A 13,760-nucleotide genomic window follows, 5' to 3' on the forward strand; every position below is an offset into this window, starting at 1 on the left:
CGGACCGCCCGCCACCGAGAGCCAAGTCACTCGATTTCGCTACCCGGTGTGGTGCCTGTTGACGGAGAGTTCCCAGCGCCCTGGGGGTCACACGTCGAGGGAGGCGAGCGCCTTTCTCATCAGTGCCGCCCGGTCGGCCGCGGTGGCGACGTGCTCCAGGCCGAAGCCCAGCAGCACGGTGTCGTCCATGGTGACCGCTCCGTAGGTCTGGAACAGGGCCCCGGTGCGGGTCCAGTCCTTCAGGACGGCCGGGCTGCCCGCGGGCGGTCCGGCCGCCTTCCAGGCGCCGAGCGAGGTCTCGAAGCCCTCGGTCTCCTTCGCCGTGCCGCCGACCACGAGCGACGCGTCGTCGGCGAGAACGCCGCGCCCGCCGGTGCCCGGGTCGGTGACGTAGCTGATCGAGACCTCGACCGTCTTGCCGGCGTACGCGCTCAGGTCGAAGTCCACCCGCTGCCAGCCGCCGGAGGAACCGGTGAGGCTGTTCCACGACCCGGTGCTGCCGGTCGCGGTGCAGTCGTCGTCCGACAGCGTCAGGTAGTGCTTCAGCCAGGGGTGCTCACGGACGTAGAAGCCGCCGCCGCACTCGGCCGGGACGGTGGCCTTGGTGGCGCCCCCCTTCTCGGGCAGGGTCGTCCAGTCGTCGGCGCCCGTGGTGTGGGCCTCGACGAGGACGTTGTCGTAGCCGGACTCGGTGTCCCACATCAGCTGGGTGCGCAGGGTGGGCTTGTCGGCCGCGGCGACGCCGGTGAGGTCAACGGTGCGGGTGAGGCGCTTGTAGGCGTCGTCGGTGTGGACGGCGGCGGCCATCGAGGAGCCGGCGTACGGGCCGTACGGGTTGACCGCGCCGGCGAACTGTCCGGCGCCCTTGCTCGCGAACTGCGGGAACTCGCCGGCAGGCAGTTCGTCGGAGGTGACGCCGTACCGGCCCGCCTTGTCCAGGGGGTTTCCGGGCGCGGCGGCGAGCGGGCCCGTGAAGCCGCCCAGCTCTCCGGAGCCGGTGAAGCCGGTGGCTCCGTCGGCCGAGGTACGGCTGTAGGCGCCCAGGTAGTACTGGCTGAAGTCGTTCGACAGGGTGCCGCCGCCGAGGTCGACGCTGCCGCCGGCCTGCTCGCCGGCCTCGATCAGCCTGCCGCCCTCGTTGAGGTGGGCGCGCAGCTGGAGCTGGGTGGCGTTGCCCGGGACACTCGCTCCCGTGTAGTGGACGACGGTGTCGAAGTGGCTCAGCACGCCCAGCGCGTCCGGCGCGCCGCGCTCGGCGACGTCCCAGACGAGCGCCTTGCGGCCGTTGGCCTTGAGGGCGTCCACGTACTTCCGTGCCTGCGTGGCGGTCGCGCCCTCCTCGGCGACGACGAGAGTGTCCGCCTTGGGCCGTTCGGCGACGGTGTAGGTGAAGCGCTTGCTGGAGACCTTCTTGCCGTTCCTCGTCTCCGCGGTGAACCACACCTCGACCTTGTCGCCGGGATCGCCGTCCTTGACCTTCGCCCGGTACTCGTCGAAGTAGAGGTTGTCGTCACCGCCGTAGGTCTCGCCGCCCTTCCAGGGCTTGAGCGCCATGTCCTCGGTGCGGCCGCCGTTGACGCGGTACTTCAGCTCCTTGTCGCGCAGCGACTTGCGTGCGACGACGGAGACCTCCTGGTCGGCGCCGCGCGAGTACGACACCGGGAACGCGGCCGGGGTGAAGTCGGCGGCGCTCAGTCCGACCGACGAGGACGGCCGGTCGGGGTGGGAGGCGGACTCGGCGACGGAGAGCGCGAACGGGACGTTCTTGGCGAACTCCTGCTGGATCAGCTTCTCGTCGTCCGGGAAGGTGAAGATCGACCGGCAGTCGGACGCCTTCCACTCGTCGTTCGGGTCGGCGTTGGAGGCCGACTGACAGGTCGACATCTCCGGGGTGAACATCGCCAGGCCGTTGACGTTCGCCGCGTGGCCGTCGGCCTCGCCGTTGGTGGTGTACAGCTCGGAGGAGACCTGCGGGTGGTAGCCGGGGATCGCGGGGTTCTCGGGCGTGCCGGCGAGTGCCTCGTACAGGACGTCGTCGGGGGTGTGCGTGGCCACCTGCCAGCCGACTCCGTAGAGGATGAGTTCGGCTGCGGAGTGGTAGTTGATGCCGTACGTGAAGCCGATCCGCTTCTGGAAGGCGTCCAGGGCCTTGGTCTCCGGCTCCGAGTTGGGTCCGGCGCCGCGGTAGGTCTCGCTGGTGGGGTTGGGGGACGAGCCCTCGTTGTCGTAGCCCCACTTGTAGGCGAAGTTGCGGTTGAGGTCGACGCCGTCGCCGGTGCCGATGACGCCGTCTCCGTTGACGTCGCGCAGGTTCTTGCGCCACAGGCGGTTGGCGTCACCGGCGTGGGTGTGGTCGTAGCCGTCGGGGTTGGCCGAGATGACGAACCACAGTTCGGTGGAGTCGACGATCTTCTTGACGCGCCGGTCCTTCTTGTAGTTGTCCAGGTAGTGGTGCATCAGGCGCCGGGTCATCTCCGGCGTGATCCACTCACGCGCGTGCTGGTTGGACAGGTAGAGGACCGAGGGCTTGGAGCCGTCCTTCGTCTTCTTCGCGCCCTTGGTGAGCTTCAGCGCGAGGATGTCCTGGCCCCTGACCGTCTTGCCGATGGAGACGACCTTGGTGAGGCCGGGGTTGTCCTGTGCGGCCTTGAGGATCTCCTCCTTGATTCCGCCCTTGCCGCTGTACGGGCGGAACACGCCCTCGGCGGCATCCTCGACGCGGGCTTCCGCCTTGGTGGAGAGGTCGTGCTCGGTGAGGTCGACGCCCTGCTTCGCCAGCTTCTTCGCCTGCTGGTCGGTCAGGATGACCTCGATGGTGGCGGTGCCCTTCTCGGGCACCTGCTCGCTGAGTTCGTGGCCGTCCTGGCCGGCCGCGAGCAGCAGGGGTACCTGCTCGTGGGTGACGTCGGCGCGGAAGACCTTGACTTCGTCCGGGTCGGACGGGGGTGAACTGTCAGGTTGTGCCTGGGCGATGGGTGCGATGCTCGCTCCGCCGATCAGGAGCGTGCCGACAGCGAGGATCGATCTCGCTCTTTGTCTCATGAACCCCCCTAGCGTGGGTTCGCCACAGCAGCGAACAGATGCCAGGCTCATGACAGTCCATGATCGAGTCAAGAGTGCCCCAGCGACACGCGAAAGCCGGTGCCGACCACCCAAGTGGAGTCCGGCACCGGCTTTTTGACGGACTGTGTGATCAGCCTACGAGGTTGTCGGCCAGCTCCTCGGAGAGGTTGGCGTCCGTGCCCGGGATGCCCAGGTCGGAGGCGCGCTTGTCGGCCATGGCCAGCAGGCGGCGGATCCGGCCGGCGACGGCGTCCTTGGTCAGCGGCGGGTCGGCGAGCGCGCCCAGCTCCTCCAGGGAGGCCTGCTTGTGCTCCATGCGCAGCCGGCCGGCCGCGGCGAGGTGCTCGGGCACGTCCTCGCCGAGGATCTCCAGGGCGCGCTGGACCCGGGCACCGGCGGCGACCGCCGCGCGGGCCGAGCGGCGCAGGTTGGCGTCGTCGAAGTTGGCGAGCCGGTTCGCCGTGGCCCGCACCTCGCGGCGCATCCGGCGCTCCTCCCAGGCCAGCACCGACTCGTGGGCGCCGAGCCGGGTGAGCAGGGCGCCGATCGCGTCGCCGTCGCGGACGACGACGCGGTCCACGCCGCGCACCTCACGGGCCTTGGCTGCGATCGACAGGCGGCGGGCGGCGCCGACCAGGGCGAGCGCGGCCTCGGGGCCCGGGCAGGTCACCTCCAGGGAGGAGGAGCGGCCGGGCTCGGTGAGCGAGCCGTGCGCCAGAAAAGCGCCCCGCCAGGCGGCCTCGGCGTCGCAGGTGGCCCCCGAGACCACCTGCGGGGGCAGGCCGCGGATCGGGCGGCCCCGCCCGTCGACCAGGCCGGTCTGGCGGGCCAGCTGGTCACCGCCCGCGACGACGCGCACCACGTAGCGCGAGCCGCGGCGCAGTCCGCCCGGTGCCATCACGATCAGCTCCGAGCTGTGGCCGAAGATCTCCAGGATGTCCCGCTTGAGGCGGCGGGCCGCCATCGCCGTGTCCAGCTCCGCCTCGATCACAATCCGACCGCTCACCAGGTGAAGGCCGCCGGCGAACCGCAGAATGGCGGAGACCTCCGCCTTTCTGCAGCAGGTCCGGGTGACGGGGAGCCGGGAGATCTCGTCCTTCACCGCTGCCGTCATCGCCATGGGCCGATCCTTCCATGCATCCGAAAAATACGGTCGTACGCGGCGGCCAACAGCTCCGGGTCATGCCTCGGGGTCCCGTCGGGCCGGGCCACCGGCGCCAGCTCGACCGCGGCCCCGAACCGTTTGGCGGCATCGGTGAGGGAGTCGCGGTCGGGCACGGCGGCCTCGTCGGCCAGCACCACGTCCAGGGCGAGTTTAGGGGCGTGTCGTCCCAAAACCTCCAAATGACGCTGCGGAGAGAAGCCCTCGGTTTCTCCGGGCTGCGGGGCGAGGTTCAGGGAGAGTATCCGGCGGGCCTTGGTCTGCGTGAGCGCGTCCAGCAGGTCGGGCACGAGCAGATGCGGGATGACCGAGGAGAACCAGGAGCCGGGGCCGAGCACCACCCAGTCCGCGTCCAGGACGGCCTGGACCGCCTCGGGCACGGCCGGCGGGTCGTGCGGCACGACCTGCACGGACTGCACCTCGCCCGGGGTGAGGGCGACGGTGGCCTGGCCGCGGACCGTGTCCACCTCGTCCGGGCGCGCCGGGTCGTGGCCCTTGACCAGGGCCTGGAGCTCCAGCGGGACGGCGGACATGGGCAGCACGCGCCCCTGCGCGCCGAGCAGCCGTCCGACCAGGTCGAGGGCCTGGACGTGGTCGCCGAGCTGTTCCCACAGGGCGACGATCAGCAGGTTGCCGACCGCGTGTTCGTGCAGGTCGCCCTTGGACTGGAAGCGGTGCTGGATGACGCGCGCCCAGGTCTGGCCCCAGTCGTCGTCACCGCACAGGGCGGCCAGTGCCTTGCGCAGGTCGCCGGGCGGCAGCACGCCCAGTTCGTCGCGCAGCCGGCCGCTGGAGCCGCCGTCGTCGGCCACGGTGACGACGGCGGTGAGGTCGCCGGTGATCCGGCGCAGCGCGGCGAGCGAGGCGGACAGGCCCATGCCGCCGCCGAGGGCGACGACCTTGGGCTGGGTGCCCCGGCGGCGGGGTCTGCCGCCGCGGGCCTCGGCGGGCCGGCCGCCCTTTCCGTCGGTGCTGCCGTCGGGCACCACCCGGCGCAGCCGGCTCAGCCGCGGAGTACGTCGTGTCATTCGCGTCCCATGTCCCGGTGTACGACCACCGTCTCCACACCCTCGGCGGCGAGCCGGGCGGCGAGCTTCTCCGACATGGCGACCGAGCGGTGCTTGCCGCCCGTGCAGCCCACGGCGATGGTCACGTAGCGCTTGCCCTCACGGCGGTAGCCCGTGGCGACGAGCTGGAGGAGCTCCGTGTAGCGGTCGAGGAACTCCTTGGCGCCGGGCTGGTTGAAGACGTACCCGGACACCTCCTCGTTGAGGCCCGTGTACGGGCGCAGCTCCGGGACCCAGTGCGGGTTCGGCAGGAAGCGGCAGTCGACGACCAGGTCGGCGTCGACCGGCAGGCCGTACTTGTAGCCGAAGGACATGACCGTGGCCCGCAGCTCCGGCTCCTCCTCGCCGGCGAACTGGGCGTCCATCTTGGCGCGCAGCTCGTGCACGTTGAGGCTGGAGGTGTCGATCACCAGGTCGGCGTCGCCGCGCAGCTCGCGCAGCAGCTCTCGCTCGGCGGCGATGCCGTCGACGATCCGCCCGTCGCCCTGGAGGGGGTGCGGGCGGCGCACCGACTCGAAGCGGCGCACCAGGGCGTCGTCGGAGGACTCCAGGAAGACGATCCTCCGGGTGACGTTCTTCGCCTCCAGGTCGGCCAGCGACTCGCGGAGGTTGTCGAAGAAGCGGCGGCCGCGGACGTCGACGACGACGGCGATCCGGGCCACGTTGCCCTGGGAGCGGGCGCCGAGCTCCACCATGGTGGGGATCAGCGCGGGCGGCAGGTTGTCGACGACGAACCAGCCGAGGTCCTCCAGACACTTCGCGGCCGTCGAGCGGCCCGCCCCGGACATGCCGGAGATGATCACCAGCTCGGGGATGGCCGCGTCCGGGACTGCGGCCTTGTCGTTGGACGTGCCCGTACTCACCTGTGCTCCGTCTCCGGCTTGCTCTTCTTGCCCGTCGTGCTCGTTCACATTCATGTCTCCTGCCCCCGTCGTTCGTCCGGGGCGCCCGTCCGCACGGGCTCCCCACCGGTACCCATGGTGCCGGTTTCCTCTTCCATGATCTCTCCAGTCGCCGTGTTGACGGCGGGTGCGGCCGGGGCCGCCTGGGCGAGGGCCACCGCGATCGTCTCGGCGGTCTTGCGGCCTATGCCGGGAACCTCGCAGATCTGGTCGATGGTGGCGGATCGCAGTTTCTTCAACGAACCGAAGTGCTTCAGGAGTGCCTGCTTGCGCGTGTCCCCGAGTCCGGGGACGTCGTCCAGGGGGCTGGACCGGAAGCGCTTGGACCGCTTGGTGCGCTGGTAGGTGATCGCGAAGCGGTGGGCCTCGTCACGGACCCGCTGGAGCAGGTACAGGCCCTCGCTGGTGCGGGGCAGGACCACCGGGTCGTCGTCGCCGGGCACCCAGACCTCCTCCAGGCGCTTGGCGAGGCCGCACACGGCGATGTCGTCGATCCCGAGGTCGTCCAGGGCCCGCCTGGCGGCCGCGACCTGCGGGGCGCCGCCGTCGACGACCACGAGCTGCGGCGGATAGGCGAACTTCTTGGGGCGGCCGTCGTCCTCGGTGAGGCTCGTTCCGATGATCTCGCCGGTCTCAGCGGCCTCGCCGTTCTCGGTGGTCGCGCCGTTCCCCGTAACCACACCGCTCTCAGTGGTCACGCCGTTCTCAGCGGTCTCGCCGTCCTCAGTGGTCGCGCCGTCCGCCCACTCGCCCGTCTTCTCCTTCTCGGCGAGGTAGCGGCGGAAGCGGCGGGTGATCACCTCGTGCATGGAGCGGACGTCGTCCTGTCCGGCGAAGCCCTTGATCTGGAAGCGCCGGTACTCGCTCTTGCGGGCCAGGCCGTCCTCGAAGACGACCATGGAGGCCACCACGTCGTCGCCCTGGAGGTGGGAGATGTCGTAGCACTCGATCCGCAGCGGGGCGCTGTCCAAGTCGAGCGCGTCGGCGATCTCCTCCAGGGCGCGCGAGCGCGTGGTCAGGTCGGAGGCGCGCTTGGTCTTGTGCAGGACGAGCGCCTGCTGCGCGTTGCGCTGCACCGTCTCCATGAGGGCCTTCTTGTCGCCGCGCTGCGGGATGCGCAGGGAGACGCCCGAGCCGCGCCGGCCGGTGAGCCACTCCTGGACGGGCTCCACCGGGTCGGGCAGGGCGGGGACCAGGACCTCCTTGGGGACGGCGTCGCCCGTCTCCTCGCCGTACAGCTGCTGGAGGGCGTGCTCCACGAGGGCGCCGGTGGTGATCTCCTCCACCTTGTCGGTGACCCAGCCGCGCTGGCCGCGCACGCGTCCGCCGCGCACGTGGAAGATCTGGACGGCCGCCTCCAGTTCGTCCTCGGCGACCGCGATCAGATCGGCGTCGGTCGCGTCGGCGAGCACGACCGCGTTCTTCTCCATGGCCTTCTTCAGGGCCCCGATGTCGTCGCGCAGCCGGGCCGCCCGCTCGTACTCCATCTCCTCGGCCGCCTCGCCCATCTGCTTCTCCAGGCGGCGGATGTACGTGTTCGTACGGCCGGTCATGAAGTCGCAGAACTCGTCCGCCAGTTCGCGGTGTTCCTCGGCGGAGACCCGGTCCACGCAAGGAGCCGAGCACTTCTCGATGTAACCGAGGAGGCAGGGGCGGCCCGTGCGGGCGGCGTTCTTGAAGACGCCGGCCGAACAGGTGCGCACGGGGAAGACGCGCAGCAGGAGGTCGACCGTGTCGCGGATCGCCCACGCGTGCGCGTACGGCCCGAAGTAGCGGACGCCCTTCTTCTTGTGACCGCGCATCACCTGCACGCGCGGGAACTCCTCGTTCATCGTCACCGCGAGGTACGGGTAGCTCTTGTCGTCGCGGTACTTGACGTTGAACCGGGGGTCGTACTCCTTGATCCAGGAGTACTCCAGCTGGAGCGCCTCGACCTCCGTGGACACCACCGTCCATTCCACGGACGCGGCCGTGGTGACCATGGAGCGGGTGCGCGGGTGGAGGCCCGCCAGGTCCTGGAAGTAGTTCGCCAGGCGCTGGCGCAGGCTTTTCGCCTTTCCGACGTAGATCACCCGGCGGTGCTCGTCACGGAACCTGTAGACCCCCGGCGAGTCGGGGATCTCACCCGGTTTGGGGCGGTAGCTGGAGGGGTCGGCCATGTCTCACACCCTACTGGCGGGCACCGACAGTCCGGCGGGGCGGCGGGGCACGATCAGGGTCCGGCGGCAGGCGATTTCCCGTGGCATGTCCCGCACCGGGGTTACGGCAGGCCGGGAGCGGGAATGCAGGCTTCCCATGGAGACACGGCGACGTCCGGCGGACGGAGGCCGTGTGGGTGCAGACACACGTTGTCAGGCGGACCGGCCGCTCCCGGAGCGGAACGGGCCACGGGTCGGAGGGCTGCGCAGATGAAGCGGATGCGGATCGAGAAGAGCCGGCGGGCCGCCCGAGCCCGCCGGTACGCGGACGAGCCGTTCGCGCTGCGCGACGCGATGGACCCCCGGGACCCCGACATAGTGCGGGCCAAGCGCCTGGCCCTCGAGGAGCCGGGCGGAGGCGAACGGTCCTAGAAGCTGACTCTCTGTCGCGAACGCCCGGGGCGCGTGCCCCGGGCGTTCGCATGTCCGGACCCGCCCGGCCGGGAGTACGTCACTGTCCGGCATCAGGTGTTGTCGGGACCAGATCAACACGCTTCAATGCGGAGGAACTCGGGCCCTGAACGGCGGCGTACGGATGTGAAGACCTCCCCTGCGCCGGCGGGACGGCCCCGGGCGGCCCGCGCGCACGGTCTGACCAGCCGTCGCCGACTCACAGAGAGGCCCCTGCATGCCGCACGCCCCACAGCACGCGGACGTCGCCACCGCGGAACTGGACTCGGTTCTGCGAGGCGGCCCCTTCCACGTCGCCCTGCGTGCCGCGATAGCCGCCCGCGGGCTGCCGCTGCAACGCGTGCAGCACCACCTCTCCCGTCACGGGGTGAAGGTCGGCGTGACCAGCCTGAGTTACTGGCAGCAGGGGGCCAGGCGCCCGCAGCGCCCCGAGTCGCTGCGGGCCGTGCGCGCGCTGGAGGAGATCCTGGAGCTTCCCGAGGAGTCGCTGATCCGGCTGCTCGCCGAGTCCGGCGGCGGCACGTCCGGGCAGCGGTCCGCGGCCCGCTCCTACCGCTCCCTCGTCGAGGCCTCCGGGGCCCTGGACCAGCTGCTGGCCGAGCTGGACTGCCCGCCGGACGGCGGTCTGCACACCCTCGGGCACCACGAGCGGCTGCGGATGGGAGCCCGGCGCGAGCTGGCCGAGCGGGAGTCGCACCACATCGTGCGCGCCCACCGGGACGGTGTCGACCGGTTCGTGGCCGTCCACCACGGCGACCGGGGGGCCGTACCGGAGCGCATGAGGGTGCACGCGCTGGAGAACTGCCGTACGGGACGCGTCCGTCGGCACGACGACACGGGACTGCTCGCGGCCGAGCTGCTCTTCGACACCCGTCTGCGGGCCGGCGACACGTTCCTGTTCCGCTTCGGCGTCGAGGACGGCACGGCGGGTGTGTCGCACGAGTACCTCCGCGGCTTCGACTCCCCGGGCGGCCAGTACGCGCTCCAGGTGTGCTTCGACGCGGCGGCCCTGCCCGTGCGCTGCCACCGTTTCGCCCAGCAGTCGGCGGTGGCCCCGCGCACCGGCTGCCAGGACCTGGCGCTGAGCGGACGGCACCGGTCGGTGCACCTGGTCGAGCCACGGGTGCGCACCGGGTTCCTGGGGATCGGCTGGGACTGGGAGTAGCGCGAGCATCACCTGTGCCCGCCGCCGGACCGGCGGCGGGACCGTTTCCGGCTCATGTCCGCGGTCGGACGTGCTCGTGGCTGTTGTCAGACGTGCTCGCATCCGGCGCCAAACGTAAACGATTGCGCAAGCGTTTACGTCCGGCGCCGGATGCGATACGTTCCCCGCCGGAAGAGGAGGAGGGAACGCCATGGCGACCATGGCCGATGTCGCACGGAGCGCCGGTGTCTCCGTGGCGACCGTCTCGCACGTCCTGAACGGCACCCGGCCGGTGCTGCCGCACACCCGCCAGGCGGTTCTGGACGCCGTGGAGGAGTTGGGCTACACCACGAACACGCTGGCTCGTTCCCTGGTGACCGCCCGCACCCGGTCCATCGGGCTGGCGGTGTCGGCGATCAGCAACCCGTACTTCACGGAGATCCTCCAAGGCGTCGAGGCCGGTGCCCTTGAGCACGGCTACAGCCTCCTCATCGCCGATCCGCACGACGACCCGGAGCACGAGCGCAAGGTCGTCCAGCTGCTGCACGAACGCCGGGTGGACGGCATGATCGTCGCGCCCTCCGCGGATCCGCGGGGACTGCTCGCCTACCTGGGGCGGCACGAAGTACCGGCCGTGTTCCTCGACCGGCTGGTGGACGCGCCGGACGGCGGACCGCGTTTCGACCAGGTCTGCGCCGACAACGCCGAACCGATGTCCCGGCTGGTCACCCATCTCGCCGGTCGCGGCCACCGGCGGATCGGGCTGGTGGCGGGACGGCCGGGGCTCAGCACCACGAGCGAGCGGATCACCGGCTACCGGACCGGCCTCGCGTTCGCGGGGCTGCCGTACGACGAGCGGCTCGTGGTGCACGGCGACTCGGAGTCGGCCGGCGCCGAACAGGCCACCGCCGCCCTGCTGTCCCTCGCCGTGCCGCCCACCGCGCTGGTCACCGGCAACAACGCCATGACCATCGGGGCGCTGCGGGCCCTGCGCGCACAGGGGCTGTCCGTGCCCGGCGACATCGCGCTGTGCTGCTTCGACGACTTCGCCTGGGCGGACCTGTTCTCGCCCCGGCTCACCGCCGTCGCGCAGCCCAGCAGGGACATCGGCGCCCGGGCCGTACGCGTGCTCCTGGAACGTCTCGCCGAGCCGGACCGGCCCGCCCGGACCGTGCGGCTCCCCTGCACCTTCGTCCACCGCACGTCGTGCGGCTGCCCCGAGGAGCCGGGCCAGTCCGTGCGGCTTGAGCATCCTGAGCAGTCCGCGCAGTCCGCGCAGTCCGAGAGAGGAACCGTCGCATGATCGTCGTCGCCGGTGAGGCACTGATCGACCTGGTACCGCGGGGCACGGGTGCCCTGGCGGCACTCCAGCCGGCGCTCGGCGGCGGCCCGTACAACACGGCGGTGGCGCTGGGCCGTCTCGGCTCCCCCGCCGCCTTCTGCTCCCGGGTGTCGTACGACGCCTTCGGGGAGGCCCTGCTGGACCGGCTGCGGGAGACCGGGGTGGACGTGTCGTCGGTGCAGCGCGGCACCGAGCCCACGACCCTCGCCGTCGCCACGGTCGGCGCGGACGGCTCGGCGGCCTACTCGTTCTACGTCGACGGGACGGCGGACCGGTTGTTCACGGCGCCCTCAGCACTGCCGCCCGGCACCCGGGCCGTCTCCTTCGGGACCTGCTCGCTGGTTCTGGAGCCGGGGGCGAGCGCCTACGAGGAGCTGATGCGTGCGGCGGCCGCGCAAGGCGTGTTCACCGCGCTGGACCCGAACATCAGGGCCGGGCTGATCCCGGACGCGGACGCCTACCGGGCGCGGTTCAAGAGCTGGCTGCCGTCGGTGTCGCTGCTGAAGCTGTCCGAGGAGGACGCCCAGTGGCTCGGCGGCACGCCCCAGGAGTGGCTGGCGGCCGGCCCCGCGGCGGTCGTGATCACCCGGGGCGGCGACGGGCTGACCGCCTTCACCGCCGGCGGCGAGTACGCGGTGCCGGGCGAGCGGGTGGAGGTCGTGGACACGATCGGCGCGGGCGACACGGTGAACGCGGCGCTGCTGCACGGGCTCGCGGCACGCGACGCGCTCAGCGCGCGGGCGCTGGCCGCGCTGGGGCCGGAAGGCTGGACGGGGCTGCTGGGCTTCGCGGCCCGTGCGGCGGCGGTCACCTGCTCCCGGGCCGGTGCGGAGCCGCCGTACGCGCACGAGCTGGAGGGCTGACGCCTCCCGCGATCAGGGCGGACGAGGTGGCACGCGTCCCGGGCGCGTCGCTCAGCCGGCCGCCACGGCCCGCAGCGCGCCGGGACGACGGCCGTTGAGGCGGTCCAGGGCGGTGGCCGTGGCCTCGTCCGCGGGCAGGTGGACGATCACGCGCTGGCCTTCGTCGGGCAGTGCCAACGTCTCGTGGAGCAGTCGCAGCGATCCCGCCTCGGGGTGCTCGATGTGCTGGGTGCCCGTCCGCCGCGGTGCCGCGGCCAGGTCGGCGAACCGGTCGGTGAAGTCCGCCCCGGCCGTCACCGTCAGCTCGTCGGCCAGCTCGGCGAGGTGCGGGTCCCGCAGCGGGACGCCGTGCCGGAGCCGGGCGACGAGGTCGTCGGCCACCCGGTCCCAGTCACGGTAGGCGCTGCGGGCCCGCTCGTCGGTGAACAGGTACCGCAGCAGGTTGGGGCGCTCGTCGTCGAGCAGGCCGATGGGGCCGACCAGTCGTTCGTAACCGGCCGTGTGGGCGAGGACGTCGCCGATCCAGTTGACCACCAGCGCGGGAGCCGGCTCCAGGTGGTCCAGCACGGCCCGTACGGTGGGGCGCGCCGTGTGGCTGAGCGACGGGGCCGCCGCGCAGACCAGCGGGTCGCCGCCGTCGGCCTCCTTGGTGATGCGGCGCAGCAGCATCCGGTCGGTGAGGGAGAGGTTCAGGGCGTCGGCGAGGGCGCCGAGCACCTGGGCCGAGGGGTTGCGGTCACGTCCCTGTTCCAGCCGGGTGAGGTACTCGACGCTGATGCCCGCGAGGGTGGCCAGCTCGGCGCGCCGCAGACCCGGGGTGCGGCGGCGGGGGCCTGCGGGCAAGCCCGCCTCGGCCGGGGTGACGGCTTCGCGCCAGGTGCGCAGGAACGTGCCCAACTCGTTGTCGCTCACCCGCCGAACGTACAGCGCCCGCGGGCGCGGAGGGTGGCCCCGTCACTACCAGGCTCGGGCCGGTCTCCCTCAGGGCCCGCGCAGCCTTCAGGGTGGAGGGCATGACGAATGACACCGCCACCACCGCCCTGCCGCTGGTCCCGGGACACTGGGCCCTCGACCCGTTCCACTCCTCCGTGGGCTTCACCGTCCGTCACCTGGGCATCGCCAAGGTGCGGGGGCGCTTCGAGCGGTTGGAGGCCGAACTGTTCGTCGGGGAACGCGTCGAGGACGTGCGGGTCTCCGCGACCGTCGACCTGGCCTCGATCGACACCGGCAACGCCGACCGGGACGCGCATGTCCGCGCCTCCGACCTGCTCGACGTCGAGAAGCGCCCGACGATGACGTACCGCTCGACCCGTGTGTCGGGTGCGGGTGAGGACTGGACGATGGAGGGCGAGCTGACCATCGGCGAGGTGACCCGCCCGGTGACGCTCGCCGTGGAGTTCGGCGGGCTGGTCGATGTGCCCATGGACGGCAGCCGGCATGCCGGTTTCGAGGCGACGGGCGAGATCCGGCGCAGCGAGTTCGGGCTCGACTTCGCTCCCGGGCTGCTCGGGGAAGTGGTGAAGATCCAGCTCGACATGCAGTTCGTGGAGCCGAAGAACGCCTGACCGCACAACGACGCGCCGTGGCCCACAGGGAGTCCCTGTGGGC

The 13,760-nt window shown here is 71.7% G+C and carries 11 protein-coding genes; 5 read left to right on the forward strand and 6 right to left on the reverse strand.

Going from position 1 to position 13,760, the window contains the following annotated elements; genetic code table 11:
* Window positions 1-87: 87 nt before the first annotated feature.
* The 5 genes from QC385_RS43005 to uvrC form a co-directional block, all read right to left on the reverse strand.
* Window positions 88-3,042 carry a M14 family metallopeptidase gene (locus tag QC385_RS43005; RefSeq protein ID WP_279546862.1) on the reverse strand — a complete coding sequence of 985 codons (2,955 nt, stop codon included), beginning with the start codon at window positions 3,040-3,042 and terminating at the stop codon, window positions 88-90.
* Window positions 3,043-3,193: 151 nt separating this feature from the next.
* Complete coding sequence (gene whiA, locus QC385_RS43010) at window positions 3,194-4,183, reverse strand: DNA-binding protein WhiA (RefSeq protein ID WP_150480207.1); 990 nt, start codon at window positions 4,181-4,183, stop codon at window positions 3,194-3,196.
* Window positions 4,174-5,253 carry a gluconeogenesis factor YvcK family protein gene (locus QC385_RS43015; protein WP_279546863.1) on the reverse strand — a complete coding sequence of 360 codons (1,080 nt, stop codon included), beginning with the start codon at window positions 5,251-5,253 and terminating at the stop codon, window positions 4,174-4,176. Before QC385_RS43015 ends, whiA begins: the two co-directional genes overlap by 10 nt.
* Window positions 5,250-6,209, reverse strand: coding sequence for an RNase adapter RapZ (rapZ, locus tag QC385_RS43020; RefSeq protein WP_279546864.1), 960 nt, complete (start codon window positions 6,207-6,209; stop codon window positions 5,250-5,252). Before rapZ ends, QC385_RS43015 begins: the two co-directional genes overlap by 4 nt.
* Complete coding sequence (gene uvrC, locus QC385_RS43025; protein ID WP_279546865.1) at window positions 6,206-8,353, reverse strand: excinuclease ABC subunit UvrC; 2,148 nt, start codon at window positions 8,351-8,353, stop codon at window positions 6,206-6,208. Before uvrC ends, rapZ begins: the two co-directional genes overlap by 4 nt.
* A gap of 249 nt (window positions 8,354-8,602) precedes the next feature.
* Here uvrC and QC385_RS43030 point away from each other — a divergent pair, with 249 nt between their 5' ends.
* From QC385_RS43030 to QC385_RS43045, 4 genes are all read left to right on the forward strand, one after another.
* Window positions 8,603-8,764 carry a hypothetical protein gene (locus QC385_RS43030; RefSeq protein WP_279546866.1) on the forward strand — a complete coding sequence of 54 codons (162 nt, stop codon included), beginning with the start codon at window positions 8,603-8,605 and terminating at the stop codon, window positions 8,762-8,764.
* Window positions 8,765-9,020: 256 nt separating this feature from the next.
* Entirely contained in the window at window positions 9,021-9,968 is a 948-nt protein-coding gene (locus QC385_RS43035) for a hypothetical protein (RefSeq protein WP_279546867.1), read from the forward strand.
* A 190-nt stretch (window positions 9,969-10,158) separates the two neighbouring features.
* Window positions 10,159-11,250 (forward strand): LacI family DNA-binding transcriptional regulator, encoded by a 1,092-nt coding sequence (locus tag QC385_RS43040; RefSeq protein WP_279546868.1) that lies wholly within the window; start codon window positions 10,159-10,161, stop codon window positions 11,248-11,250.
* Window positions 11,247-12,152 carry a carbohydrate kinase family protein gene (locus QC385_RS43045; RefSeq protein ID WP_279546869.1) on the forward strand — a complete coding sequence of 302 codons (906 nt, stop codon included), beginning with the start codon at window positions 11,247-11,249 and terminating at the stop codon, window positions 12,150-12,152. Before QC385_RS43040 ends, QC385_RS43045 begins: the two co-directional genes overlap by 4 nt.
* A gap of 51 nt (window positions 12,153-12,203) precedes the next feature.
* On the opposite strand, the gene QC385_RS43050 is transcribed toward QC385_RS43045, so the two are convergent.
* On the reverse strand, window positions 12,204-13,064 hold the full coding sequence (locus QC385_RS43050) for a helix-turn-helix domain-containing protein (protein ID WP_279546870.1): 861 nt from the start codon (window positions 13,062-13,064) through the stop codon (window positions 12,204-12,206).
* Between the two features lie 101 nt (window positions 13,065-13,165).
* Between QC385_RS43050 and QC385_RS43055 the strand changes: the two genes are divergently transcribed.
* Entirely contained in the window at window positions 13,166-13,717 is a 552-nt protein-coding gene (locus tag QC385_RS43055; protein ID WP_279546871.1) for a YceI family protein, read from the forward strand.
* Window positions 13,718-13,760: the final 43 nt, after the last annotated feature.

Source organism: Streptomyces sp. DH10 (assembly GCF_029813805.1).
Taxonomy (GTDB): Bacteria; Actinomycetota; Actinomycetes; order Streptomycetales; family Streptomycetaceae; genus Streptomyces; species Streptomyces coeruleofuscus.